At 58.9% G+C, this 25,946-nt stretch carries 22 protein-coding genes and 6 pseudogenes; 12 read left to right on the forward strand and 16 right to left on the reverse strand.

Translation table 11 applies throughout. From position 1 onward, the window contains the following. Positions 1-33: 33 nt before the first annotated feature. Entirely contained in the window at positions 34-573 is a 540-nt protein-coding gene (locus AB4Z53_RS31565) for a hypothetical protein (protein ID WP_441599271.1), read from the forward strand. Between the two features lie 96 nt (positions 574-669). On the opposite strand, the pseudogene AB4Z53_RS31570 reads toward AB4Z53_RS31565, so the two are convergent. Then, positions 670-765 (reverse strand): annotated as a pseudogene (locus AB4Z53_RS31570) (cold-shock protein); the annotation flags it as partial. Positions 766-805: 40 nt separating this feature from the next. Here AB4Z53_RS31570 and tnpA point away from each other — a divergent pair. From tnpA to AB4Z53_RS31590, 4 genes and pseudogenes are all read left to right on the forward strand, one after another. Further along, on the forward strand, positions 806-1,252 hold the full coding sequence (gene tnpA / locus AB4Z53_RS31575; protein ID WP_441599272.1) for an IS66-like element accessory protein TnpA: 447 nt from the start codon (positions 806-808) through the stop codon (positions 1,250-1,252). Between the two features lie 103 nt (positions 1,253-1,355). After that, positions 1,356-1,535 (forward strand): annotated as a pseudogene (locus tag AB4Z53_RS31580) (IS30 family transposase); the annotation flags it as partial. Positions 1,536-1,890: 355 nt separating this feature from the next. Next, positions 1,891-3,402 carry a recombinase family protein gene (locus AB4Z53_RS31585; RefSeq protein WP_441599307.1) on the forward strand — a complete coding sequence of 504 codons (1,512 nt, stop codon included), beginning with the start codon at positions 1,891-1,893 and terminating at the stop codon, positions 3,400-3,402. Beyond that, positions 3,399-4,205, forward strand: a complete 807-nt coding sequence (locus AB4Z53_RS31590; protein WP_441599273.1) for a ParB/RepB/Spo0J family partition protein — start codon at positions 3,399-3,401, stop codon at positions 4,203-4,205. The genes AB4Z53_RS31585 and AB4Z53_RS31590 overlap by 4 nt, the downstream gene beginning before the upstream one ends. A 169-nt stretch (positions 4,206-4,374) precedes the next feature. Here the strand turns inward: AB4Z53_RS31590 and AB4Z53_RS31595 are convergent, their stop codons facing one another. Together AB4Z53_RS31595 and AB4Z53_RS31600 are read right to left on the reverse strand one after the other, a co-directional pair. Beyond that, on the reverse strand, positions 4,375-4,980 hold the full coding sequence (locus tag AB4Z53_RS31595) for a toll/interleukin-1 receptor domain-containing protein (protein ID WP_441599274.1): 606 nt from the start codon (positions 4,978-4,980) through the stop codon (positions 4,375-4,377). A 236-nt stretch (positions 4,981-5,216) separates the two neighbouring features. Next, positions 5,217-5,474: pseudogene (locus tag AB4Z53_RS31600) on the reverse strand (transposase); the annotation flags it as partial. Between the two features lie 44 nt (positions 5,475-5,518). Between AB4Z53_RS31600 and AB4Z53_RS31605 the strand changes: the two are divergent. From AB4Z53_RS31605 to AB4Z53_RS31625, 5 genes and pseudogenes are all read left to right on the forward strand, one after another. Beyond that, the gene (locus AB4Z53_RS31605; RefSeq protein WP_441599313.1) at positions 5,519-5,701 is read left to right on the forward strand and encodes a hypothetical protein; all 183 of its coding nucleotides are present in this window, start codon (positions 5,519-5,521) and stop codon (positions 5,699-5,701) included. 47 nt (positions 5,702-5,748) lie between these two features. Then, positions 5,749-6,384 (forward strand): annotated as a pseudogene (locus AB4Z53_RS31610) (adenylate/guanylate cyclase domain-containing protein); the annotation flags it as partial. Positions 6,385-6,823: 439 nt separating this feature from the next. Then, on the forward strand, positions 6,824-8,191 hold the full coding sequence (locus AB4Z53_RS31615; protein WP_441599275.1) for a DUF3300 domain-containing protein: 1,368 nt from the start codon (positions 6,824-6,826) through the stop codon (positions 8,189-8,191). Between the two features lie 21 nt (positions 8,192-8,212). Then, complete coding sequence (locus AB4Z53_RS31620) at positions 8,213-9,190, forward strand: DUF2950 domain-containing protein (RefSeq protein WP_441599276.1); 978 nt, start codon at positions 8,213-8,215, stop codon at positions 9,188-9,190. 64 nt (positions 9,191-9,254) lie between these two features. Next, a complete protein-coding gene (locus AB4Z53_RS31625) occupies positions 9,255-10,130 on the forward strand; it encodes a bile acid:sodium symporter (protein ID WP_441599277.1) in 876 nt (291 codons plus the stop codon). 16 nt (positions 10,131-10,146) lie between these two features. On the opposite strand, the gene AB4Z53_RS31630 is transcribed toward AB4Z53_RS31625, so the two are convergent. The 4 genes and pseudogenes from AB4Z53_RS31630 to AB4Z53_RS31645 form a co-directional block, all read right to left on the reverse strand. After that, positions 10,147-10,314: a hypothetical protein gene (locus tag AB4Z53_RS31630; RefSeq protein ID WP_441599278.1), complete on the reverse strand. Its 168-nt coding sequence runs from the start codon at positions 10,312-10,314 to the stop codon at positions 10,147-10,149. Positions 10,315-10,386: 72 nt separating this feature from the next. Continuing rightward, positions 10,387-10,892, reverse strand: a pseudogene (locus tag AB4Z53_RS31635) (UPF0149 family protein); the annotation flags it as partial. Continuing rightward, positions 10,884-11,021, reverse strand: a pseudogene (locus AB4Z53_RS31640) (IS630 family transposase); the annotation flags it as partial. The pseudogenes AB4Z53_RS31635 and AB4Z53_RS31640, both read right to left, overlap by 9 nt. A gap of 609 nt (positions 11,022-11,630) precedes the next feature. Further along, positions 11,631-12,062, reverse strand: coding sequence for a MarR family winged helix-turn-helix transcriptional regulator (locus AB4Z53_RS31645; RefSeq protein WP_441599279.1), 432 nt, complete (start codon positions 12,060-12,062; stop codon positions 11,631-11,633). A gap of 147 nt (positions 12,063-12,209) precedes the next feature. On the opposite strand from AB4Z53_RS31645, the gene AB4Z53_RS31650 reads away from it, so the two are divergent. Next, a complete protein-coding gene (locus tag AB4Z53_RS31650; protein WP_441599280.1) occupies positions 12,210-14,006 on the forward strand; it encodes a chloride channel protein in 1,797 nt (598 codons plus the stop codon). 351 nt (positions 14,007-14,357) lie between these two features. On the opposite strand, the gene AB4Z53_RS31655 is transcribed toward AB4Z53_RS31650, so the two are convergent. From AB4Z53_RS31655 to AB4Z53_RS31690, 8 genes are all read right to left on the reverse strand, one after another. Beyond that, positions 14,358-14,783, reverse strand: coding sequence for a pseudoazurin (locus tag AB4Z53_RS31655; RefSeq protein ID WP_441599308.1), 426 nt, complete (start codon positions 14,781-14,783; stop codon positions 14,358-14,360). 77 nt (positions 14,784-14,860) lie between these two features. After that, complete coding sequence (locus tag AB4Z53_RS31660; protein ID WP_192358028.1) at positions 14,861-15,856, reverse strand: FAD:protein FMN transferase; 996 nt, start codon at positions 15,854-15,856, stop codon at positions 14,861-14,863. After that, a complete protein-coding gene (locus tag AB4Z53_RS31665) occupies positions 15,849-16,415 on the reverse strand; it encodes a nitrous oxide reductase accessory protein NosL (protein ID WP_060586046.1) in 567 nt (188 codons plus the stop codon). The genes AB4Z53_RS31660 and AB4Z53_RS31665 overlap by 8 nt, the downstream gene beginning before the upstream one ends. Next, entirely contained in the window at positions 16,412-17,239 is an 828-nt protein-coding gene (locus AB4Z53_RS31670; RefSeq protein WP_441599281.1) for an ABC transporter permease, read from the reverse strand. The genes AB4Z53_RS31665 and AB4Z53_RS31670 overlap by 4 nt, the downstream gene beginning before the upstream one ends. Then, on the reverse strand, positions 17,236-18,150 hold the full coding sequence (locus AB4Z53_RS31675; RefSeq protein ID WP_441599282.1) for an ABC transporter ATP-binding protein: 915 nt from the start codon (positions 18,148-18,150) through the stop codon (positions 17,236-17,238). Before AB4Z53_RS31675 ends, AB4Z53_RS31670 begins: the two co-directional genes overlap by 4 nt. After that, positions 18,147-19,517: a nitrous oxide reductase family maturation protein NosD gene (locus AB4Z53_RS31680; protein WP_441599283.1), complete on the reverse strand. Its 1,371-nt coding sequence runs from the start codon at positions 19,515-19,517 to the stop codon at positions 18,147-18,149. The genes AB4Z53_RS31675 and AB4Z53_RS31680 overlap by 4 nt, the downstream gene beginning before the upstream one ends. After that, a complete protein-coding gene (gene nosZ / locus AB4Z53_RS31685) occupies positions 19,514-21,427 on the reverse strand; it encodes a TAT-dependent nitrous-oxide reductase (protein WP_441599284.1) in 1,914 nt (637 codons plus the stop codon). Before nosZ ends, AB4Z53_RS31680 begins: the two co-directional genes overlap by 4 nt. Positions 21,428-21,467: 40 nt before the next feature. Continuing rightward, complete coding sequence (locus tag AB4Z53_RS31690) at positions 21,468-23,687, reverse strand: 4Fe-4S binding protein (RefSeq protein ID WP_441599309.1); 2,220 nt, start codon at positions 23,685-23,687, stop codon at positions 21,468-21,470. Positions 23,688-23,872: 185 nt separating this feature from the next. Here AB4Z53_RS31690 and AB4Z53_RS31695 point away from each other — a divergent pair, with 185 nt between their 5' ends. Continuing rightward, complete coding sequence (locus AB4Z53_RS31695; RefSeq protein WP_113135603.1) at positions 23,873-24,724, forward strand: ferritin-like domain-containing protein; 852 nt, start codon at positions 23,873-23,875, stop codon at positions 24,722-24,724. A 324-nt stretch (positions 24,725-25,048) separates the two neighbouring features. Here AB4Z53_RS31695 and AB4Z53_RS31700 read toward each other — a convergent pair whose 3' ends face one another. After that, on the reverse strand, positions 25,049-25,903 hold the full coding sequence (locus tag AB4Z53_RS31700; RefSeq protein ID WP_441599285.1) for an aldose epimerase family protein: 855 nt from the start codon (positions 25,901-25,903) through the stop codon (positions 25,049-25,051). Positions 25,904-25,946 lie beyond the last annotated feature (43 nt).

Consider the following 25,946-nt stretch of genomic DNA (forward strand, 5'->3'; position numbering starts at 1 on the left):
AACTGATATCGCACCCCTAAACGTTGGAGCCGCATGAAACCGCAGCAGCGAAAGTTTATCGTCGAAGTCAAATCGGCTCGCCGGCGGTCGACTACCAGCCAGTCTTCAATTTGGGGTGACACGGACCTCAAGGCCCTCGTGCGCGCGGCGGAGACAGAAGCACCGCATCTGTTCGAACCGGCGCAGCGCATGGAGCTGCCTTCTCCAGAGACCACTGCAGAAGTTTTGCCGAGCGAGGACGCCGTAATCGAGGCTGCTGCGCCAATCGCAGATCTGGCGAACCCGACAGAAGGCGGCACTGCTAGCGAGGATACTTCCGGTCCTTCTCTGATCCCGCCCTTGGAAGTGGACCACCCGAAGGCTATCCCGCAAATAACGAAGCTGAAGCGCCAGGGCTCGGCGCGCCGTGGTCGTCCTGTTGGCAGCCGGACGGATATCGCTACTCCCCAAGCAATTGACGACCTTGCCGCACTCGAAGAAGAGAACCGCCGTCTGAAAGCGCTGCTCGCGCAACGGCTTCGGCAGGAAAACTTCCTGCTTCAAGAAATGCTTGAACGCTTCAAGACAAACTGAACGGTGGATGCTGACCTTCGCTTCGAAGGTCAGCGCGTATTTTCGTTGGATTAGAGTTCGCGACCGCCGCCATTGTCACTGTTGCACAGTTGGAATTCACGCTGATCTGACGTTTTCGGCTCGCGATTTTCCTGTCTCGCGGTCTTGGCCAATGTCGTAGCTGACTTTTTGACCATCCCGCAGAGGAGGGCCGCCTTGCTGAGAAGTGAGGCGAGCTGGATGTTCTGTCTATATGGGCGTCAATATAGACAGTGTGGGAACTGTGGATTTAACGATAGAGAAGCGGCCGCAAGTCAGCCGTATGGAGATCGTCGATAGCGGGCGGTGTCGCCGTTTTAGCATCGAGGCCAAACTTGCGATCGTGGCGGAGAGCTATTCTGCCCCGCGTCTGGTCACGGCAATGGCACGTCACCATGGAATCACACGCTTTCAGTTGAACGATTGGCGTAGAGCAGCGCGCGTCGGACGGCTCGGCAATGGCCGCGGAAGTGAAGGATTTATTCCTGCACTGTTGGTCCCGGAGCCAGGCATGCCGGTTGTTGCGTCGACCAATTCTTCGACGGCACAAAGTGGGCTTATGGAGGTTGTGGGCGCCAATGGTCGCCGTGTGATCGTGGACCGCGATGTCGACGTTGAAGCGCTGCTCCGGGTTGTCCGAGGCCTGGAGGCATTGCGGTGAATCCGTTTCCGATGAGAACAGGGGTCAAACTTGGCTTTCGACGGGGTATACGGACATGCGCTGTGGCTTTCCCTCGCTGGCGCTTCGGGTGCAGGTGCTACGACCCAGTGCGCCCTGGCAGAAAGGTGCGGTCGAGAACGTCAACAAGCGCATTCGCCGGTTCATGCCAGGCGATACCGACCTTGCAGCCGTGTCGCAACGCGAACTCCTCCAGCTAGCTCGGCGTCTCAACGACCAGCCAAGAAAGTGCTTCGACTACAGGACTCCGGCCGAAGTATTCTAGACACATTTGCGAGATGGAAGCTGAATCCCTACCCTAAAAATCGGCGTGATGAATTTCGGCTAGGATGTCCCGGAGGAAAGCGGCGGTGTAAGGCCGAATAGCCTCGCGCTGCAATTGGCATTCGTCTCGATCAGTTGAAGACGGGAGCCGGAAGCGACGTCGGAAGTGGGATAAACATTGAACTAAATCGTTCGTTTTCTATCAATGGTACCTAAAGTAGAAGACCGTATACATGATGGTTTCGTTTTGTGAGCGATAGAAGAATTTGTAAGTCTTGGTCGTCTAATAATGGACTGGCACCCATTTGGAGAGGAAGCGCCCCACGTCGGACTATGCACACCCGTCTGCCAAGGTTTTGGCGGCGCAATATGTTCGCATGTCGACTGAGCTTCAGAAATACTCCACCGATAATCAGAAGGACGCGATCCGACTGTTTGCGGAAGAGGCTGGATACGAAATCGTCGCGACATATGAGGATGCTGGCCGCAGTGGGTTGAATATTGAAGGCCGCATAGGACTTCAACGGTTATTGGCGGATGTTGAGGGTGGACGCGCTGAATTCGACGTGGTTCTCGTATACGATGTCAGCCGATGGGGCAGGTTCCAGAACATAGACGAGAGCGCATCCTATGAGTTCCGGTGTCACGTGGCCGGCGTCCGCGTCGAATATTGCGCGGAACAGTTCGTCAACGATGGCAGCATCGGCTCCGACGTTCTGAAGGCGATCAAGCGCAGTATGGCTGCCGAACACAGCAGGGTTCTCTCGGTCAAGGTCTTCGCTGGCCAGTATCGCTTGATCGGGATGGGCTATCGGCAAGGCGGGCCTGCCGGCTTTGGCTTGAGGCGGTTGTTGATCGATCAGAACGGACAGCCCAAGACGCTTTTGGCTCGAAACGAGCATAAGAGTCTCCAGACGGACCGTGTCATCCTCGTTCCCGGTCCAGACGAAGAAGTCAGAATTGTGCGGTCTATCTATCATGACTTCGTGATGAATAGCCGAAGCGAGGACGAGATAGCGCGTGTCCTCAACGCTCGCGGCATTGAGACCGACCTCGGCAGGCAATGGACCCGAGGAACTGTCCACCAAATCCTGATCAACGAGAAATACATCGGCAACAATGTCTGGAACCGTGCATCCTTCAAATTGAAACGCCAACGTGTTCGGAATGAGGCGAGCCATTGGGCGCGCGCTAATGGTGCTTTCGAGGCGATTGTCGATCGGGAGCAGTTCGAAAGTGCACGGGCGATCATTGCTGCGCGGTCGGCGCGCTTGACCGATGAGGAAATGCTCGCGGCGCTCGCGGGCCTGCTGAAAAAGGTGGGCTCCCTCTCGGGTATTATTATCGATGAGGCGGCGGATTGCCCCTCGAGCAGCGCTTTCAGCGCTCGCTTCGGCAGCTTGCTCCGAGCCTACAAGCTGATCAGTTATACGCCTGAGCGGGACTATCGGTATATCGAGATCAATCGCCGGCTTCGCGCCATGCACCCTGACGTGATCCTCGATACCACTGCGAGGATCACGGAGCGTGGAGCAGTGGTTTCACCCAAGGGAAACGGCTTGCTATTAGTCAACGGCGAGTTCTCTGTTTCCATCGTTATCGTCCGTTGCCATTCTACTTCTGCTGGTTCGCTGCGCTGGCACGTTGGTCTCGAACGCGGACTTGATCCCGATATCACAATTGCGGTGCGCATGAATCCCGACAACATGACGGTGCGCGACTACTTCATCCTGCCGACGAGTGAAATCGACGGCGGTAAAGTCCGCACGGCGGAGGCGAACGGTATCATGCTGGATGCATTCTTGTTCGACGATCTGGAACCGTTTTTCGCCCTGGCAGAACGTTGCCCTATCAAGGAGGTCGCATGATGGAGGAACACACTCATACGGTGGAAATCATCCCCGTTGACTGTATCAACGTTCTTAATCCCCGGATGCGTAGCAAGAAGTCTTTTCGCGAGCTTGTCGACAGCATCGAGACGCTCGGATTGAAGCGACCCATCACCGTCACGCAATGTCAAAGGCTTGGCGAAGGGACCGACTTCGATCTGGTTTGTGGCCAAGGCCGGCTAGAGGCGTACAAAGTGTTGGGTGAGACAATGATCCCGGCCTTCGTCATCGTCGCTGACCTCAAGGAGGCGATGATTAAGAGCCTTGTCGAAAACTGCGCCCGTCGCCAGCATTCGGCAAATGACCTCCTGCGCGACATCGCCCGTCTGAAGGAGTATCAATACAGCGACACCGAAATCGCGCGCAAGACAGGATTGTCGGCGGAATATGTCAGAGGCGTCACCCGCTTGATGGCTCAGGGCGAACAGCGCCTGTTGCGTGCCGTTGAGTCGGGTCAGGTACCACTTTCCGTTGCGGTCGATATCGCCACCACGGATGATGCGGCAATTCAGGAAGCACTGCAACAGGCATATGAGCGAAACGAGTTGCGGGGGCGCAAGCTTCTTATTGCCAGAAAGCTGGTTGAAAACCGCCGCCGGCGAGGAAAAGGGATAGGCGGCTCTGTCGCTCGACGAAGGGATAATGTCACTTCAGCGTCGCTTATTCGCGCCTACCAGGAAGACACCGACCGGAAGCGGTTGCTGATCCGCAAGGCCGACGCCGCTCGCAATCGTCTGCTTTTTATCACCCATGCCGTGCGCCAGTTGTTAAGGAAACGCTAAAATACAACATTGTCAACATAGCTATCCGGTATTGTATACGATAGTTCTGGGCCGTTTTCGTCGAGCCGGGGCGATCGATGTTCCGGGGCAGCGTCCACCGGCGGGAAAGGTAGCGTCAGTGCAGGCTACCGAGTTACAAACGGAACAGTTTTCGACGAGGTCGTACGCGCTACTGCGTCCAGTCGCTGCGTCCACAATCCTCGCAATGGATCGTGTAGTAAGTATTGTCGCGCTGGTCGTCGGTGGCACTATCGCGACGCAGGTTCTCCGAGCCGCAGCCCGGGCAAACGAGCCAACCGAAATGATCGTCATCGCCAAGACTGGCTTTCGCCAGCTCGTTTAAGCGGCGCTGTAAGCGCTGAGCGAGCTGGACGTCTCGCTCGTTGCCGAGAAGGGCCCGTACCACCGTCTCAATTGTATTGTTGAGGGGATTGCCTGGCATGAGGTTCATGCCCGCATAGTTGGCCAGCAACGGAGGCAGTGGTGTTTCATCCAGCATCAAGGGGATCACGCGGAGAGTGTCATTGTCGATGCGGCGGCGAAGGAAAGTCTGGAGTTCGACGTCCACCCAATTGGATCGAGATGCCGCAGCCGACCAAACAACAATGAACACGTCGGCATCATGAAGTCCGCGCTCTATCGTCCCCATTAGCGGGTCACCTAGGCGAATGTCCCACTCATCAAAAAAGAGATTGATACCCTCGCCGGCGAGAAGCATTGCGAGCGCTCGAACCGTATCTTTGTCGGCGCTGTTATGGCTCAGGAAGATATTCACGCGCTTAACCCGTTATTGCAAAATCGACTCGAACGTTTAAACCATTTCGTTCAGGCAAAACAGCCAGCGCGCGCGTTGCCGGATTGTCTACTTCAGGCAGCGACGGTGCATACGTGAATGTCCAAGACGGGCCCGTAGCCGACCCTACGCCTGCCCAGTGCTCGGCTTGTTGCTAGGATGTTCACGTTCGGGACATCCTAACAGAAGTGCATCACGCCGGTTTTCAGGGTAGGGGCTCAGCCCCCCTCTTGCAAATCTGCCCGGAACACTTCGGCCGGTGTTCTGTAGTCGAGGCACTTTCTTGGCTGGTCGTTGAGATGGCGAGCAAGCTGGATGGGGTTGCGTTGCGATACAGCTGCAAGATCCGTGTCGCCTGGCATGAAGCGGCGGATGCGCATGTTGGTGTGTTCCACCGCACCTTTCTGCCACGGTGCGCTGGGGTCGCAAAACCAACTGCGCGCGCCGATGCCATCTTCCAAAGCCCTGAAACCGGTGCGCGAGTGTGAACGCTTGCGCGTCGTTCCCGGGGAAGATGCTCGTGCAGGAACGCGGTGAGGTGCACATAGGCAGTGTATTTCAAAGCTTGCCAAGTCACGTCGCGACCGGAGTCATCAAGCTTGTTCTCGATGACAACGAGGTTGCCCGCCTTGTCGAGCGCGAGAAGATCCAGTCGCTCGCGCGTCTCGTCGAAACCGTCAAACTCTTTCTGGATGATGAGTAGTTCTTCACCAAGTGCGTCTGGCTGACCATTCTTGCAGATGATCCCGCATCGTCGAAGGCGATGACTTCTACGGCGACGGTGTGAACATAGCCGCGCGACTACAAACTATCGCCCAGCCGGGCGGCATCTGCATATCCGGAACCGCGTTCGATCATGCCGTGCACAAGGCCGATGTCGGCTTCTCGGCAATGGGTGAGCAGCACCTGAAAAATATAGCCGATCCTGTCCGCGTCTATCGCGTTCTCCTCGACCCGTCCGAGGCGGGAACGGTCGTGACTGCCGCCCGTAAGCGCGACCGTCGGGCCATTGTTGTCGTGGTGGGCCTTGCAGCGCTGCTGATCGGAACTTTTGCGATTTTCTTAGGGTGACAATGATCATTTGCCCCCCAACGCACATCGGTAGCGGTGCTGCCATTTGTCAATCTGAGCGGCAACCCGACCGAGGATTTACGACCTGACCACCGACCTCGCCAGCCTGCCGGACCTAGCGGTCGCCGCCCGGAATTCGGCTTTCGCATACAGAGGCAAAGCCGACGCAGCGGAGACATCGGACGCGAACTCGGCGCGCGCTTTGTCGTCGAGGGCAGCGTTCGACGAGCCGGGGATCAAATCCGGATCAATGCACAACTGATTGATACCGCAAACGGCGACCATGTTTGGGCCAAGCAATCTACAACGTCGGCTGATTGAAGCGCGCTTTTGATCTCAATCAACGACGAGACGGCCGGAAGGGCGTAAAAACTAACGTCAACATATACCGGAAGAGTTCGATGAAGCGTTCCGTAAGAGCAGTCGTCTGTGCGATAGTTTGTTCCATCGTAGCGGTGTCGCCCGTCTCCATATCCTCGGCTGAACCTTACTCGGGAGATTACCACGGCGGCGTTGATATCAATCAACGAACGATCGATGGACAGCGCGAGCCGCTAAACAAGTATCTCCTCAATCGCCGAAACGCGACATCACAAAATGATCCTGGCGCGAACGGTCCAAACAATCAGCCCCAAAACCAACGTACCAAACCTGCGCAATAACGGACCATGCGGGGGGGGGTGCGACGCATGGCGATCTCAGTTTCCCCATTTTGCGTAAGAGTCAATTCTGACAGCCCTATCGGAGATAGAAAATGGTCAAGGAGCAGAGTTTCAGGCTTTGTCGAGCAACAGCATTTATGCTGTCGCTTTTTGCGGTAGCAAGTCTAGCGCCCGCCGCATTGGCACAGCAGACCGCAGCTGCACCAGCCGCTGAACAGCAGACAGCGCCGGAACCGCTCAGCGACGACGAACTCGAAATCCTGGTCGCGCGCATCGCGCTCTATCCGGACGAGCTGGTGGCGCTTATTTCCGCTGCCGCGCTCTATCCGCTGCAGATCGTCGAGGCGGAGCGGTTCCTCGAGGCACGCCAGAAGAAGCCCGACATGAAGCCGAAGGACGATTGGGACGGCAGCGTCATCTCGCTGCTCAACTATCCCCAGATCGTCAAGATGATGGCCGAAGACCTCGACTGGACCCAGTCCTTCGGTGATGCGATCGCCAATCAGCAGAAGGACGTGCTGATCGCGATACAGCAGTTGCGCGACGAGGCCGTCGCCAAAAACATCATCAAGACGGACGACAAGGTAAAAGTGGTCCAGGAGGGCGACAATGTCGTCATCCAGGCAGCCAACCCTGAAACGATCTACGTGCCGCAGTATCCGCCGGAGATGCTGTACGAGCCGAATTATGCACCGGCGCCGATCGGCTATTATGACGAACCCTATCCGGCCTATTGGTATCCGGGTGCGGCCTTCTTCGCCGGCGCGGTGACCGGGGCTGCCTTCGCCGCGATCGTCGACTGGGACGATTGGGGCGTCTGGGGCGGACCCTGGAACGGCGGCGACATCGACATCGACTGCAACAATTGCTTCAACAACATCAACGGCAAGGTCAAGTGGAACGACGTCGACTGGAAGAATGTCGATCGCAGCAAGATCAAGTTCGACCGCGACCAGCTTCAGCATTTCGACCGAAACAGCATCAAGAACAACATCGAGGCGAACGGCAACAACAACCTGCGCAACCGCGCCGCCGAGATCAACCGCGATCGGCCAAAAGCACGTCCGACCGCCGGCGGTGATGGTCAGATCAGCGATGTGCGCAAGAGCACGCTTGATGGCCTGAAGGCGCAGCAGAGGCCGGCAGCCCGGCCCGCGGATCGCCAAGCAGGGGCAAAGGCGAAAGCGGGTAACACCAAACAGAACATCAACCGCTCCAAGGGCAAGAAACCTTCGCAGGTGAGCCGGCCCTCCGGAAAGCCGAAGATGGGGGCCAAGGCGCAGAATCGCCCGAACAAGCCGTCGGGGCTTGGCAACGTCAACTCCGGACGGCGTGAGGTCAACTCCTCGCGCCGCGGCGGTCAGAGCATGGGTGGCGGCCAGCGCGGGGGCGGACGGCCACAGATGAGCCGTGGCGGCGGCAGGCCGCCGATCCACCGTGGCGGTGGCGGCAGACGGTGAACGGATTATAGGAGAACGACCATGGCAAAGCTCTTTCATCCATTTCTCCTGGGAACGGCGATCGCCCTCACGTTGGCCGCCGTGCCGCTCAACGCCTTCGCGCAGACAAAGGCGCCAGCGGAACAAGGACCAATGGATCAAATGGCGGCCGGCCTCGACGCCTATGCGGCGGACGAGGATCCTCCGGTCTTCGATGACCCGGCCAAGGCGGTCGACGAATTCAAGGCGAAGCTCGCCGCCAATGATTTCGACGGTCTGGCGAAGCTTTTGGGGCTCAACGCCGAGAAGCTGAAGGCCGGTGAAGGCGCGATGGATACTTTCGCGCTCATCCGTGAAGGTGCCGCCCGCAATGTGATCGTACGCGATCTCGAAGGGCGCAAGATCATCCAGATCGGCGATCGGCTCTGGCCGCTGCCATTCCCGATCACCAAGGGCGAAGACGGCAAATGGGCCTTCGACACCTATGTCGGGCTCGAGGAAATCATCAATCGCCGCGTCGGCGAGAACGAACTCGAAGCGATCGATACGGTACAGGCCTATGTCGACGCCCAGAAGGAATATGCCTCGCAGGACCGCGACGCCGATGGCGTTCTCGAATATGCCCAGAAGCTGATCAGTAGCCCGGGCCAGACGGACGGGCTCTACTGGCCGGCTGACCAGGGCGATAGCGAAAGCCCGGTCGGCGAAGCGATCAGCGAAGCAGTACTGGAAAAGGCGAAGGCCGGCCAAGGCTATTTCGGCTACCGTTTCCGCATCCTGACGTCACAGGGCGATAACATCGCCGGCGGCCGTTATGACTATGTCATCAACGGCAACATGATCGGCGGCTTTGCCCTGATCGCCTGGCCGGTGAGCTATGCCGAAACCGGTGTCAAGACTTTCGTCGTCAACCAGCAGGGTATCGTCTATGAACGCGACCTGGGGCCGAGCACCGAAGAGATCGTGCCCTTCATCGATCGTTTCGATCCCGACGACAAGTGGGACGTGGTGCCAGATTAGCTGCCTTTACACGGGCAAGATGGTCCCCGCCAAGAGGCGGGACATTGCCTGAAAGATGCCCTTCATGGCCCAGATACTCCAACCTCTCCTGTCGCTTACGCTCGTCTTGTTCATGTTGGGCAGCCTCTTCGAGGTTGCGTTAAAGCTTCGACTTGAGGACGCCTGGCTTTCGCTGCGCGACGGCCGTTTCGTGATGCTGAGCTTGCTCTTCAGTTTCATAGTCGGACCGGCCGCCGCCATTTTTATCGTGAACATGGTCCCAATGCCCGAACCTTACGCAGCCGGGCTGCTGCTGTTGGGTTTGACACCCTGTGCGCCCTTCTTGCCGCTCGTGACTGAGAAAGCCAATGCTGCGGCCGCCTACGCTGCCGCTTTCATCCTGTTGTCCGCTACGGGTACCCTTCTTGTGATGCCGCTCGTCGTACCTTGGTTGATCGCTGGCCTTCACGCGGACACACAAGTCATCGCTCGACCGCTCTTGTACTTGGTTCTCTTGCCTTTCGCACTTGGGGTAACCATTCGGCGTATTTCGGAACCGTTCGCCGAGCAATGTCACCCAGTCGTCCGGAAGTTTACGCTTTTCAACATCGCGATCATGCTGGCCACAGCGTTCCTGCTGAACTGGGAAGATATGCTGAGTGCATTCGGCACCTTCGCGGTGGCGGCGCAGATCCTCTATTATCCCATACTCGGCTTCGGATCCTATCTGTGCTGCGCTAGCCTTCCTGACGAGAAGCGAAGCGTCATCGTCCTCGGGGTTTGCACTCGAAACGTCGGCGCTGCCCTGGCGCCCCTGACGACAATTGCCGATGCTGATTCACGCTCGCTGACCATGTGTATCATGGCTGCGTTCATCACTGTACCGATGGGGTTCGCGGCAGCAAATATTCTCGCCCGTCTTTCTCACGCGAGGAAACGCAACATGGGTACTATCGAATAGTGCCCACGCCGACGCCTCATTCGGGTAACGTCGTCTGCTGGAAAAAGGTGATGATCTTATCATCCGGCGGGCCGAACCATTCCGTAAAGATTGTGCGAAAATCCTCGTCGTTGCCTGCCAATACCATGCCCAGCAGCTCGTATGTGAAGTGGCGCTCCAACAGTGAGCGCGACGAGCAGCCCACGGCTTTCCCCTGTTGACGGACGAGGAGCCGTCCGTTGCTTCAGAACTTCTGCTTTGCGCGCTTTGGCATGAATTATCTTCGGATATTGACGAGCGCTTCGGCGACGCCAGCGGCGTCCTCGTGGGTGGTAGGCCCTTTAGTTTCGCTGAGTTTGCGGATTGGAGCGATGATATCGCCGGTGACGGCATGGCCGCGAATGACGGGGCGCCACAGCTTGGGGGCGAACCCGGTTCCCATCAGCATCGAAGGCTTGATCATCGATCCGGGTGAACCGGGGCCGGTGGTCTTTCGGCGCTTCAGCGAGGCTTGCCGATATCCGGTTGTATTCCGCAACGATGGTCTGCACGGCCCGATGCTCGGTCGTTTCCCATCGGCAGGTTCAGGGCCTCCGGGCCAGTCAGTTCCGGGATCCACTGACGTGGGTCGATAAACTTCGGGCCGATGATGAGCGCCGTAAGATAGCCGTTGAGGCCACTCATCGACCAGATCGGCGACACGGGACGACGTGCCCTGATGAAGGCCTCGAACGCCTTGTCATCGAGCTTCGGTCGTGCCGTCGTCCCTTGGCTGTCGCCGGTCTGAAGGGTCGCCGCGAGCACTTGCTCGACATAGGTCAGGAAGACATTGCCGATCATCGCTCCATTGTAGACAAAGGGTGCGGTCATGCCTGTGAGGCAAAGCGCGCCGGTGAATGTTGTTGTTTTCCCCTCTTGTGTTCCGTTCCGGCAAGCCCTCGTCAAATTTGCAGTGACCCAGTTTCGCGCCTTTTCATCTGGTTGACCTGCTCGGTTCTGCCAGCGTGGGGTGCCATTGGCAAAAAGGCGCATGGAGCCTTCCGGTGAGATTGGTCGCGCTGGCTTGCCAAGTCAGTTACTGAACCGGCTAAATCGCCGGTCGACCTCCGTCATCCAATTGCCGAGATGGTTCGCGAGCACAAGAAGGTCATATCTCCATTCCAGGATGAGGAGTCTCAAGCTCATGCCATCAGGTGAATGGCCGCGAGCGGCAAGTTGCGCGCGAAGCAGATCCATTTTCGCCGTCGGCGAACAGAAGTCGATGGGAATGTGTTGCGATGATCTGGATACGCGTTCCTGTCGCGCCGCGGCATGATTTGCGATCATACTGAACTGCTCCTCATTTGGCGGGAAGAGATCAATCGGGCACTCCGACAATCCCGCACGTTGCAATATATGTCGTAATGCGATATAAATAAAGCGTCGGTTTACTCCCGCTTCTCCGGGTGACGAAGGCGGAATAGTTCAAAGCAGGAACTGGGCCGGGATGAGCAATTGCGCGCACGCAGTTGATAAAGGCTCTCAGAGTGGGCCTTTAATCTGGAGATCGTTAAGCAGCTCTATCAAGCGCGGGGCCATCTCCCGGATCTCGGTCAGATGAATGGCGCTCAATCGCGTAAGGATGTCTTCCGCCTTCTCAGTAAGCGCAAGCGTCTGGCGGCGCCTGTCATGCGGATCGAGCTCACGCGTGACATAGCCGGCCCCCACGAGCCGCTCGACGAGTTCGGAAGCGGTGTGCCGGGCAACGACCAGGCGCTCGGACAAGTCTCCGACCGTCATGGGAGCTTCGCCGCGATGGCCTTTGATGGCCAGCAGGGCCTGATGTTGCTGACTTGGGAGCCCCTCGTGCTGTGCTGCCGACATCGAAAAATCCGTAAAACGCCGCAGGGCGTAGCGCAGGTTGGCAAGCGCCTCGTAATCGGCATCGGTGAGTGCGTCTTGTTTCTTGGTCACAGACTTTGGCACCAGGAGTGTTTCACGGGCTATGTGCATAGCGCTCGCGGGACGAGATGCCAACACCGACTTGATTTATATCGTATTGCGATATATGTGCGCTGCGGGCGATCGCGCCCTCCCTTCAGCCGCCACACAGGTTTCCCGATGTCGTCAAAACCTTCCCGTCCGCACCAGCACGATTTCATGGGCGGCCTTGCTCGCCGCGAAGCTGGTGATTTCACCACCGACCGGCGCGTGCTCCTGTTGATCGGAATGGCGATAATCGTCGCAACCGGTGGCGCGTTCGCGGCCTGGTTCCTCGTCAATCTGATTGCTCTCGTCACCAACATCGTCTGGTTTGGGCGGGTGAGCATCGGGGAAGCGCGGATAGCCGACGTGATCTTCTCGCCCTGGATGGTGTTGATCCCGGTGGTTGGAGGGCTCGTCATTGGCCTGATGGCGCGTTTCGGATCGGAGAAGATCCGCGGGCATGGTATCCCCGAAGCGATAGAAGCCATCGTTATCGGCGGCAGTCGCATGTCAGCGAAGGTTGCCGTGTTGAAACCGCTGTCGTCGGCGCTTTCGATCGGCACGGGAGGCCCGTTCGGGGCCGAGGGGCCGATCATCATGACCGGTGGCGCGATTGGTTCGCTTTTTGCCCAGTTTTTCCATTTGAGTGCGGCAGAGCGAAAGACCTTGTTGGTCGCAGGGGCGGCGGCCGGCATGACGACAATCTTCGGCTCACCTGTCGCAGCCGTCATGCTTGCGGTCGAACTCCTCCTGTTTGAATGGAAGCCCCGCAGCTTCATTCCCGTCGCAGTCTCAGCCTGCGTTGCCATCTCCTGGCGACCGCTGCTGTTCGGCACGGGACCGCTTTTTCCAACGCACTTCCGGGCCGACCTTCCCTGGTGGGGGATTCTGCTTTGCGCCGGAGTGGGGACTGTTGCCGGCCTTCAATCGGGTCTGCTGACGACACTGCTCTACAAGATCGAGGATCTGTTCGAGCGCCTCCCGATCCACTGGATGTGGTGGCCGGCGCTCGGAGGTCTTGCCGTTGGGCTCGGTGGCCTAGTCGAGCCACATGCTCTCGGTGTCGGTTACGACGTGATCGAGGGGCTGCTCGAAAACAGCTGGCCAACATCGACGGTCATCGCCATTCTCCTGGTCAAGGCCACGATCTGGCTGATCGCTCTCTCGTCGGGCACATCGGGCGGTGTGCTGGCGCCGTTGCTGATCCTCGGAGGCGCACTAGGATGGCTGACGGGCTTGATGCTTCCCGGAGATCCGGGATTCTGGGCGCTTCTCGGCATGGCGGCGATGATGGGTGGCACGATGCGCGCGCCGTTGACCGGAACGTTTTTCGCGATCGAGATCACCGGCGATCTCAGCACGCTCATACCCTTGCTGGCCGCCACGATTGCCGCCTACGCCGTGACTGTGCTCCTGCTGAGGCGCTCGATCCTGACGGAGAAGATTGCGCGGAGAGGACAGCACATCAGCCGTGAATACGGTGTCGACCCTTTTGAGTTCGCCCGGGCTCGCGACATTATGGTCAGCACCGTCGACACCTTGCCGGCGACGATGTCGGTGGCGGAGGTGTGTGCGCATTTCGCCGCGGCGGATGAGGCACACCGGACCTATCCGGTCGTTGACGGGGCCGGCGCGCTTGTCGGTATGGTTTCGCGTTCAGATGCGCTTCGGTGGCAGCGAGGTCCGGACATTGGGGCCGACATGCTGGCAGACAAGGTATCGGACACCTCGATCCCGATCGGGCATCCCGACGACACTGTTGGTCACATCGCGGACATCATGATTGCGACCGATGCTGCGAGGATACCCATCACGGATCCGCTATCCGGCACCTTGGTCGGCCTTGTCACCCGCAAGGACCTTCTCCGACTCAGGCAATCCCATAAATCCGCTGAATTGGAACGGCGGCCCTATCTTGGAAGGATGCGATAGAGGCATTGATTAGAGTGGTCTGACGGGGCTATTGCACCCTGGTTGCTTGTGGCCAGTGGAAAGCCAGGAGGGCGCGGCGGCCACAGACAGACTCGGCAAACTGAACGGCCGGTGGCAGCCGAACGTGAGGCACCCCATCGAGTTCTGAAATAGTCGATACGCCGGTCGTCATTGTTCAGGTCTCGCGCCGGCAGGCAATGGAGGAAACTCGGCGACTGTTGAATGCCGGGCTTCAAAAGCAAGAGCGAGCCGGTAGGGCGGCGAAGCCAAGACGCCGATGCGGCCGATCGTGCGGGAGAAGCCGGCGAGCTTTGTGATCTCGTCGCCCGCCGGTTTTCTCTTGGAGCAAGCCTAGAGTTGCGAAAGCGCCTTGTCGACCCGTTCGCGGGCCTTCTTCGGGAGTTTCGCAGACTTGATCGAATCGAGGTTCGCCGGAGAGTCCCCAACCACGACGACGGCAACCATGCCCATCGAAAAATGCGGCGTGCACTTGATCACATAGGCTCCTGGCACCGTGAACGTCTGTTTCAAAGTGTCGTTGATCTTGCTCTTGAAGGCTTCGGCTCCTTCCGGGATCAAACCCTTCATCGTTTCAGCGTTGTGACCCTTGTCGGTGGGAAGGAAGGTGATCGTGTCACCTGGCTGCACCTTCGTCAGCGCAGGCTCGAATACCATCACCCCGTCAGGGCCCTTGTTCATCATATGAACCTCGAAGTCCGCAGCTGCGGCCGGAACTGCGATCATTGTGAGCAAAGTTGCCGCAGCCAGATTTTTCAGAAGGTGCATGGTCAAGTACTCCGTTGAGATTGGTGTGATTGCGCTATGGAAAATGCGAGCATCCGCGTTGTGCGTCCTCAGGCTCGTGTTTCGAAACGGCGATGGCCGCCGTCCGCCCGGACAAGATCAACCAGTACGCCTGATCTGCGGTCTAACGTGGATCGGATACTGGTCTCATCCATCAAGCTAAATGCCGTCGACAGAGCATCGGCGGTGGTCGCATCATCGGCGATGACGGTCACACGCCTGTACAATGCAGCTGCTCCTCCGGTGCGCGGATCAAGGATATGGCTGAAACGCTGTGCCTTGTCGAAGTGGAAACCCATGCCACTGGAGGTCGCGACAGCCTTGTCGATCACGTCGAGAACGACGTCGGGAAACGCGTCGTCCTGTCGCTCTGCTAGGCCGATCCGCCAGGGCGTTCCATCCAACCTCGAGCCTACAGCGCGATTTTCCCCCATGTTCACGAGACTGCTAGTTACCCCGGCGTCTCGCAGCAAGTCCACGATCCTGTCCGTGACGTAGCCTTGGGCGATGCCATTCAAGGTCAGTGCCATCTTCGGTCGAGTCAGGACGATGCGATCCCGATCGAACCTGATCCCTTCGAAGCCAACGGCGTCGAGCGTGTCCCTGATCTTTTCGGCTGAAGGGCCGGATGGGTCCGCCTCGGGCCGCGTGAAGTGGTCTCGGTATAGCGACCACAGCGGCTGTATAGTGGGATCGAACCCGCCGTCACTCATGTTCCAAAATTCTTGGCAGGAGCCAAGCAGCGCCACAAGGTCTTGCGGGGGAGCGACCAGAGCGCCGACGCGGTTCAACTCGGAAAGCGCGGTATCGTCACGATAGAGGCTGAACGCGCGTTCCAGTCTTGTGACCTCGGCGACGACTGTGTCGATCAATCGTTCGGCTCGCGCGCGGTCTTCATGATTGAGGATCAGTGTCGCTGGCGCGCCGAGAGCCTGTCCCTTCCAGGTGACGGTGCTTGATGCTGCCTTTGCGGCAGTCAGGAGGGGCAAACCGGCAGCTGCGGCGAAAATCGCGATTGCGCGGCGTCGAGTATATCCTTTAGCCATGGTTGTGCCCTTCCACACTTTCCTCGGCGTCGGGGCTGGTTGTCGTGGCGTCGACACCGCCTGCACCCAGCACGTAGTCCTGCGGGACCTCGCCGAACGGGACGACGCGCCCGCCGTTCTTGACGGAAAATTGTTGCGCCGCTTCCTCTGTGCCGAACGGCACAGCCTCTTCTGCGCCCATGCCGCCCCGCAAAGAGCTGCCGATGACGTAGAAAGCCTTGCGGGCGTCAATCCAGTTGTTTTCTCCGGGCTTCTCCCAGCTTGGCGCCTTGCTCATGTCGGAGACGTAGATCGCCGCGATGTCCTTCGGCTCCTCCGGCAGCATGGTGAACGCCAAGGCGTCGCGAGCGGACGAAAACCAGATGGGTTCGGGAACTTGCGCATCCAAAATGATCTGCCCCTTGGGTCCTGGGTGTTCGAGCACGTTCATTCCGCAGTATCTGCCTGTCGCTTCGGACGTCAGCGCGTACGGTGCGGGCGGAGGAGCCTTTTGCTCTTCCTTGCAGCTTGCGAGCAGAAAGGCCGACAGGAGTGCCGCGGCCACCAAAGCGCGTCTCATAGCTCCCTCCTCGAAAATACTGCCGCGGCGAGCGCTAGCGGCACGATGGTCCACGCAGCCAGTGCGCCGACCATCATCGCGGCATTAAGCCCGGAATGCTCGGCGACGCCGCCCAGACCCGAAAAGGCGCTCGCCTCTCCCGAACCGAGGTTGAGCATCCGGTAAGCGTCGGTTGGATTGAATAGCAAAACCGCATCCAGCAGGCCTGACGGGATAGCATGCCCTCCCGCCGCGACCAGTGCGCCGAGCAACGCCATGTCGTAAATCAGGACAAAAAGCAGCCAGATGCCGATAGCTATCCCGCCCGCCGTGCTCCGCTCGCTGACGATCGCACTGGCGAGGTATCCGATCGCGACGAATACCGCCCCTAGGAGCACCGACGATCCGAGCATGTTGAGGAAGGCCCACCAACTGCCCGTGTCGATGTTGCCTCCCGTGATAGCGAGCGCCAGGGCGGCGGCACCATAGCCGCAGAGCGTCGCAAACGAGAGGATGGCAACATGGCCGAGGAACTTGCCGAGAATGATCTGATTGCGTCCGATCGGATAGCTTAAGAGCAGCAGCATGGTGCCACGCTCCATTTCGCCAACGATCGCGTCGTGCGAGAGCAGGAGCGCGATCAACGGCACGAGAAAAATGGTCAGGCTGGAAAGACTGACGATGACCACATCGAGCTGGTTGACCCCGACATTGCCTGTAGGCGCGCTCCCCAGAGCGGTAAGTGTGAGCGCCAATGCCGCAAGGAGAAGGGTAGCCCCGAGCACCCATCGATTGCGCAAGCCTTCCCGGATTTCCTTGCGGGCGATGATAAGGATGTTCTTCATTCGGCCGCCTTCCGCCCGCCAAGAAAATGGGCATAGAGGTCGTCCAATGTCGGCTCGACGAGTTGCAGCCCGGCAACCTCCGCGGGGTTGGCTGTGACCGCCCGAAGCAGCGAGACTTTGTCTTCCACCGCCACCTCGGTCTCGACGGTGTCGACGCCTGTGATCCTCCACCTGCCTGCGTTCCAGCCGGCTGTCGATTTACCGTTGGCAAGTTTGACACTCACGCGCGTGGGCAGGTGAGCCAAACCGCGCAATGTGTCCAGCGATCCATCGGCGACCTTCACGCCTTCGTTGACGATCACCACGCGATCGGCACGGCCTTCGAGTTCGGTCAACGCGTGCGACGAAAGAAGGATCGTGGTTCCAGCGGAGCGCAGTCCGTCCAGGATGTCGTAGAACCGCCGACGAAGCGCCGGATCGAGACCGCTTGTAGGTTCGTCCAGAAGCAGGACCCGCGGGTGGCCAAGCAGTGCCTGCGCCAGTCCCAGTCTCTGCCGCATCCCCTTTGAATAGGTCCGAACCGGGCGGTCGGCCGCAGCCGGAGCCAGACCAACCCGCTCCAGAAGCTCAGGTACCGAGGAGACCTCGACGCGCTTGAGGCGGGCGTAGAAGGCCAGCGTTTCCCGTCCCGTCAGGGCCAAATGGAAGGACACGCTCTCCGGCAGGTAGCCAAGCCGCCTGCGAACCTCGAAATCGCCCTTGGCCGGATCCTCGCCAAGAACGAGCACGCTGCCCGTCGAGGGGCGAATGAGCCCAAGCATGAGTTTGATCAGTGTCGTCTTGCCAGCCCCGTTGTGGCCGACGAGCGCGACCGTCTCCCCTTCGGTGAGCTCGAACGTAACATCCCTGACGGCTTCGACGCTGCCATAGCGCTTGGCGACCCCGGATACTGCTACCGTCGTGACATTCATTGCGCCGGCCTCCCTTGGGTGGGGGGTGTCATCAGGGGATGGCTGTCTACGACGCCGCCCGGTAGAAGGGCCGGGAATTGAGCCTGGGCCCAGCGGATGACCTGGACTGCGGGGCTGGTGGCCAGCACCATCGCCTGCGGAGCAGTCCACATCACCTTGTCCATGACATCGTTCGGTCGGTAGGCGTTGTCGCCGACCCCGTCACCATCGAGATCGAACGCCGGATTGTCGCTCCAGTAGTTGCCGCGGCCGTCCACCGACCAATCGAGATACCGAGTTCCCACGTATTTGACCTGATTGCGGTTGTTGATGAAGGCGTTTCCGCTTATCGAATTGCCCTCCGAGCCGGCCGTAAAGTGAATGCCGATTGAACAGCCGTCGAACCTGTTGCCCTTCAGGCGGTTCTTGTTGGCGTTGTAGATGAAAACGCACTTCTCGGGGCCCAGTCGTTCGCCCGAAAGGCTGGCGTCGGGGTTCACCGGGCTGTCATCGGAAGGCATTTTGTCAGTGGGGTCGCGGTTCCCGGCCGTTGTCCATCGGCTCTGGGGCTGCATCCGTCCAATAACGACGTTCCCCTCAATTTTCGATCCGTTGGCGAAGTTCAGCACGAGGCCATGATCGCGGTCGCCGTCAGATACGTTGCCAACGACTTTCAGCTTGTTGGAGAACATAAGCGCATAGCCGACAGCGTTTCCTATCGACGTGTTGCCGCTGATCTCGCTGTCGTTGGTGTACATGTAATGGATCGCGAAACGCACGTCGTGGAACTTATTGCCACTGAACACATTGCGTTTGCTCGCGATGGTGAAGATGCCGTCTCTGCCGAAGCTGACGTCGTTATCGACGATCTTGGCACCTGGCGCGTTCCAAACCGCGATCCCGTTGCCCAATTCGCTCATGTGGCCCTTCTTCAGGCCGATGACCGTGTTATTGCGGACCGAGGAATCAGCGGCCCCATGGACGTAGATCCCGTAGAGATTCCCGGTGACCCTGTTGAGTTCGATAAGCGCGCCTTTTGCGTTCTCGGTGGCGAACACGCCCGAGTCCATGCGTTCGAGGTTCGTGCCCGAACCGCCAATTTCAAGGCCACGGAGTGTTACGCCAGCCGCGTCAATGGTGACGACGGTGCCTTTTCCTTCGCCCACGATCGCAGCACCAGGTTCCCCTTCCAGCGTCACGGGCTTGGCGATCTTCACGGGACCCTTGTACTTGCCCGGACGCAATATGATACGGTCCCCCGGCGATGCCGCCTCGATGATCGCTGCCAGGTTGTCGGCAGGCGTGACTGTACGCTCCGCGGCCTCGGCGGGGATGGCGATGGCGACCGGGAAGGCCACCATCGCTATGATCGTCACGCGCGTCATCATACCGACTTCGGTTCGACCATCATGCGGCCTTTCATTTCCATGTGCATCGCATGGCAGAACCACGAGCAATAGTACCAATAGACACCTGGCTTGGCTGCCTTGAAGGTCACCGACGCCGTCGCCTGCGGTGCCACCTCCATATTGATACCATAATTGACGATGCAGAAACCGTGCGTCAGGTCCTCGACTTCGTCGATGTTGGTGACATAGACGGTGACCTCATCACCCTCCTTGACGTTGAAGGACTCTAGCCCGAATGCGGGAGCCGCGGATGTCATGTAAACCCGAATCTTGTCGCCGTCGCGGATGACCTCCGAGTCCACCATGAGGTCGATGTTGTCCTTCTTCGCCTGTGCGACCGCTTCGGCGAAGAACGGGTCCTCGCGGTTCCACACATGAACCGGATTGATTTTGGACGCATGCACGATCGTCGCGTCGTGGGGCTCGGCGAAGGTCGGGTTGTCGTGGACGAGCACCATTTCATCGCCTGAGATGTCGATCAGCTGGTCGCTCTCCGGCTTCAGCGGGCCGGCGTTGAGGTAGCGATCTTTCGAGAACTTGTTAAGTGAGATGAGCCACTTGCCGTCGGCCTCCTTGGTCTGGCCCATCGAGGAGTGGTTGTGCCCCGGCTGGTAGTGGACATCCAGCTTCTGGCGGATGGGGTTGATCTTCTCACCCTTGAATGCCCGCTTGGCATCCTCGATGTTCCACTTGCACACCTGGCTGTCGATGAAGAGCGTGGTGTAGGCATTCCCCTTGCCGTCATAGGCGGTGTGCAGTGGCCCGAGCCCAAGTTCCGGTTCGGCGACAACGGTGTCGCGCGGCTTGATCTTGTCGTCGAAGAGGTCGTCGAACTTGCGCACGTCGAATACGGTGACCGTCGGTGAAAGCTTGCCTGCCGCTACCGCGTGGATGCCGTCCGGAGCCGTGTTCATCCCGTGAGGGCTGTTCGGGACGGGAATATAGCGGGTGTATTTCGAACCTTTTCTGCCATCGACGACAGGAACACCATTCATTTCCTTAAAATCGCCCTTGGCAACGGCTTCCTCGATACGCTTGAGGTTAAAGACCACAACCCAGTCGAGGTCGTTGGCCATCATCTGCTCGAGTGTGACGCCGTTCTCCGAATTGTAACAGGTGGAATAGCAATACTTTCCCTGGTAGTCGGCATCGACGTTGTCGAGGTTGCCGTCGACGATAACCTGCCAGGCGACCTTCATCGTCTCGCCATCAACGGCGCTGAAGATGGAGTGGTACTGCTTCGGATCGTCCAGGACCTTGCCGTCGTTGGGGATCGGCACTCCGTCTTCGCCATTGCAGAAGACGTAGCCTGTCTTGGGGAACTTCTGGACGCGCAGCCCGTGCACGGTATGTTGGTTTGGAAGCTCGATGATCTTGTCGCACTTCATGACGTCGAGACGGATACGGCAGACCCGCGTGTTGGACTTGTCGTTGGCGAAGAGATAACGGCCGTCGTAGGTGCCGTCCGTGAACGACGGGTGTGGGTGGTGAAGGTCACCGTTCTGGTAGACGCCGCCGCGATCTTTGAGAAACTCCACTGTCTCGGGTCGCATGTTTTCCGTGAGGACCTTCAGGCTCTCATTCGTTTGCCCCCATCCCGTCGCGCTGCAACGGTTAAACACCGGAATGCGCATGATTTCGCGCATCGAGGGAACGCCGACGATGCGGACTTCGCCCGACTGGCCGCTCGAAAAGAAAGTGTAGTATTCGTCCAGCTCGCCGGGGCGAACCTCGCCCTTCGACGGTTCCTGGGCCATCGCTTGAGACGCTCCGCCAGATAGGCCCAACGCACCGCTAGCCGTCGCCGCTCCCGCAGCCGCGGCCACGGCAGTGGTGCCCAGTAGTTGACGTCTGTTAAAAAGGGGCAGCTTGTTGTCTTCATTCGACATGGTATTGCCTCCTGGGGTGCGGCCCGCATTTGTCGCGTGCCTATTTCGAACTGGTGACCGGCTCTCCGTTATGCGTGACGAGCGTCTTTGGCATTTTCTTTTCTCCCCTCGATTCCGGGGTCGAAAGCGCCATGAACTTTTCGCGTTTCAGCCTCACCTGGATCATGTGCGGACAGCGCTGGTCGTCATGGTAGAGCTCCTGGCAATGCATGCAGTAGATGCACTCGTTGACGTTGATGGGACCTTCCGGATGAATCGCCTGTACCGGGCACTCCTTGGCGCAACGCTGACAGGGGGAGCCGCATTCGGACCAGCGCTTCAACCATTCGAACGTGCGAATACGGCCAGGTATGGCAAGCGCTGCCCCAAGCGGGCAGAGATAACGGCAGTAAAACCGCTCGATGAAGAGGCTGGCTGCCAAGAGTGCCAAGGCGAAGACCACGAACGGCCAGTCACGGATGAATTTGAGGATAATCGCGGTCTTGAACGGCTCGACCTCGGACAGCATTTCCGCATAGGCCATCGAATAGAACGACATGCCGAAAAGCCCGAGGAAGACGATGTATTTGATTGGCCAAAGGCGCTCGTGAAGTCCCCAGGGAATGGTTACCTGCGGCACCTTCAGTCGCTTGGCGACGATGCTCAGCAGTTCCTGCAAAGCGCCGAACGGGCAGAGCCATCCACAGAACGGGCCGCGCCCCCAAAACAGAAGGCCGGCTGCGACGGCGGCCCAAAGAATGAAGATCAACGGTGCCGCCAGGAAGAACTCCCAGCTGAAATTGGTGACCAGTGCGTTCGTGAACGTGAGGACGTTAACGACCGACAGCTGTGCGTTGGCATACCAACCAAGCCAGACGAGGGTGAAAACCAGATATCCGGTACGAAGCCAGCCGAATAATCTGGGCCTTTTGACCAGCCAGTCCTGGAAGAAGAAAATCGCCGTCAGGACGAGGAGCGCTGCGACGGTGATCGCGATCTCGACGCTGTTCATGTCCCACATGCGCTTCCACAACGGCTGTTCGTCTGGCGTCAACTTCGGATCGCTCGCCTGGGGGGGCGCGACTTGCGATGTCTGGGCCGGCGTCGTCGGCACCTCCGCCTTCGTGACGGTGTAGTAGCTGGAGGGAAGCGAGTAACCGATCGTAAACGGGATAACTGATTTGTCGCGAGCGCCCGTGCTGCTGCGTTGCACGAGCAGTTCCAGCTCCCATGGCTCGGTCGCCGCGAAGGTGAATTCGGGCGGCACGACGAACAGCGCGATCTCCCTCAGGCGCGGTGCGTCCGACGGCGCGAGCGCTGCGATCCTCGTATGGTCCCGATCGCGAAACCGCAGGCCCTGTCCGCTCTGTAGCAATTCGATGCGGTCGAAAATACCGCCCCGGACGTATCCGGAGCCTTTGAAGGAGTATGCGCCGTCCCCGGCCACAAGGATTGCAGACTGGCCCGGTTTGAGCTTGCCGGCGAGACGCTGATACGCGACATCGCCAAGGAGGGTTTTGCCGATCACGGGCACGCTCACCGGGGCGATGTACAGATCGATGAAACGGTCTTCGGGGTTTGCGGTTTCCGGGTGCGAAGCCGCTTCCGAATGTCCGGCCTCTTGAAAAGCCTTCGAAACCTCGTCGACTGTCAGTCGCAGGCTCCTGACCGAGCCGTCTCCGAGGAGGGTTTGCCAGTCGCTCGCCTGGTCCTTCGAAAGGTCGAGTGTTTTGACGTCGGGCAACTGCTGAACGCCGATTGACCGGCCTCCACCCAAGCGGTTGCTCCGGATGAGGCTGACGGCCGAGCGGACGATACTGTCGCCCATGACGAGAACCGTGACCGTCGCCCCGCTGACGATGTCCACCTCCGGCGGGCGCTCAGCCCCGGCGGCGACCCTTCCAAGGTCTTTGCCGATGATCGAATTCAAGGCGGCGACGACTTTGGCCTGAGGAATTCCGATCAGGACGATCGGCTCGTGGTGTTCTATGAGCTTGAAGCCCTTGATGATGCCGGACGGATCGATGCCAACCGCGATGCGGATAGGCTTGCCGGAATAGCCGACCGAACTCGTGAAATCGGAATTAAGGTAGACATACCCAAGCAGGTCCTCACCTCGAAAGACCGGCGCGATCGGTGGTTCCCCCACGGCGTCGCCGAAGCGGTCAGCACCTTCGAAAAGCTCACCCGGCTGGACTCTTTCAAGAAAAGTGGGAAGCTGTCCTGCCAATGCTGCGGTTCCGAACAAAAGTCCGACGAACGCCACTGCAAGCACGAGCATGTTTGCAAACAATGACAACCGAACTCTTTGTGAAAAGTTCATTGCGCTGACCGTTGGATTTCTTTGCGTCCCAAGATCAGAATGTATCCTAACCTTGATCAAAGACAACTCCTCGTTGGAAAAACTTACGATTCTCTGACAGTGGATATTCGGGCAAGGGGAAGACCTGACAGGAGTGAGCTGGTATGTCGTCAAACACCTCTGATCCTTGGAAACTGGCATCATTGGACGAGCTGTTGGCGCTTGCTGGTGCGATGGAACAGGAAGCGATAGACGGATACGTCGCCCTCGGTCTCAGGATGAAGGCCATGGGACGTCCCGAGCTTGCGGCAGTGTTCGACGCGCTGGTCGCCGAGGAGCGGGCGCACTTGAGAAAAGTGGGCGAATGGGAGAACGCGCTTGGACACAAAACGCGCTCGGTCTCCACACATCCTCCCGAGCATTTGTTCGACGACGAGGCAGCGGGGAAAGTGGCTCCCGAGATGCTGAGCGCCTACCGCGCGTTCTCGATTGCCGTTCGCAACGAGGAACGCGCGTTCGTGTTCTGGTCTTACGTCTCGGCCCATGCCCGGTCGCAAGACATTAGAGACGCGGCCGAACGAATGGCCCGGGAGGAACTCGGTCACGTTGCCACGTTGAGACGCGAGCGGCGGCGTGCATTTCATCAGGAACGAAGCCAGGTACTCTCGGTCGACAAAGGCGATTTGCCGCTCCTCGAGCGGAAGTTGTCGAACCTCCTTAAATCGATGGCAGAACTATCGACGGTGGGCGGACGCGACGACCTACTGGCTCGTTCAAATGAAGCCGACCTGAGGTCAAAAACGATGCTGGAACACCCGTTTTTGACCACTTCGCGTCCGGAGAGGGCGACACAAAAGGCAGTCGAAAGTGCGCTGCCGCTCGGTGAATTCCTGGCAGAGTGCTACCTCGACATCGGAGATCGCGCGGCCAATGAGGAGGATGCTGATAGGGCCCGCGAGTTCGCCTCCCAGGTCATTCACTGTCTTCGGGCGCTTCGCCGCCTACCCTCGACATGATCGCAAGCCACTGTCCTAGTCCATCTCAGCATCTAGTCATGGCGGAGACGACGCGGTCAATTCCTTCGGGGCGCCGAACTGCATCAGAATGAACGTCGAGCCGATCGTGCTCCAGATTACCGCATACGGTATCGTGTTTGTTTCCGATTTGTGCGCCCAGGATCGCATAATGTATCTAGTGGGACGAGTTCGTGATTGCCGGCATCAGGTCCGTTTTCGCCTGTGTATGATCTTGCCTGGTCGCCAATTTCGCCGTGTGATGGCCGCCCACGATTCGGTGAGTGGTTAGGCCGCTTGGAGAGTCGGCTGATAGACGATCACCTGTCAGGTTATGGAAAGCGAGATACGTCCACGAATGGTTGCTCCGGGTTTCAATGCCGTCAGCCCTGCGCTTTCTCTGAGGGTTTCCGAGAGGGCAAATGCGCCCGCGGCATGAGAGACCGGTTCAACGCAAATGTAGCCGGTCGTCCGGTGCACGACGACAAATGGAAGCCCGGACTGCCGGGAGACTTCCAGCCTGCCTGCGTCCGTCGATATCGTCGTATGGGACCATTCCGAAAAATGCTCGGTGAAGGGGCGGTTGATTAGTGGCTCCGTTGGCAGAGGCCGCCGTTCCCAGCCATCGGTTGGCTGGCTGGAGACCGACGACGGCCGCCTCAAGCCTGCATTGCATTGTACCGGAGTGTCCAGAGTTGAAACAAAATATGGGTGCCAACCCAGTCCAGCCGGTACCGAAGTGCTCGCCTGATTTGTGAGTTCAAGCTCTACGTCCAATCTTGAACCGCTTATGCGGAAGCGTTGCATCGCCAGGAATTCAAAAGGCCATTCGGGATCAGCCTTGTAGTGCAGCGTCAGCACCAACTCGTCCGGCGTTGACGACAGAACATCCCACGGTCGGCGATGCGCAGGTCCGTGCATGGCATCCGCGCCGCGGTATGGATTCGGCTGAAGCTGATGGCTTCCGTCTCCTTGCTTGAAGCGGGCATCTGCCAGTCGTCCGTGAAACGGAAACAAAGGGAAGGCGCCAGCCTTTGGCCAGTCGAGAGGATCGAAGTCCAAATCGATCAGTGGAACGATGACGTCGCCGTAATCTCTGTGCAACAACCGCGCCAGACGTCCTCCAAGGTCGGGCCGGAAGGTAGCCGATAGCGCACCGCTGTTGATGGTCAGATCGGGCACGATAAGCTCCAATCACATTCCGATAGGCCTTGAATCATGCCGC

It is taken from the genome of Ensifer sp. 2TAB8, assembly GCF_052115125.1.
GTDB lineage: Bacteria > Pseudomonadota > Alphaproteobacteria > Rhizobiales > Rhizobiaceae > Ensifer.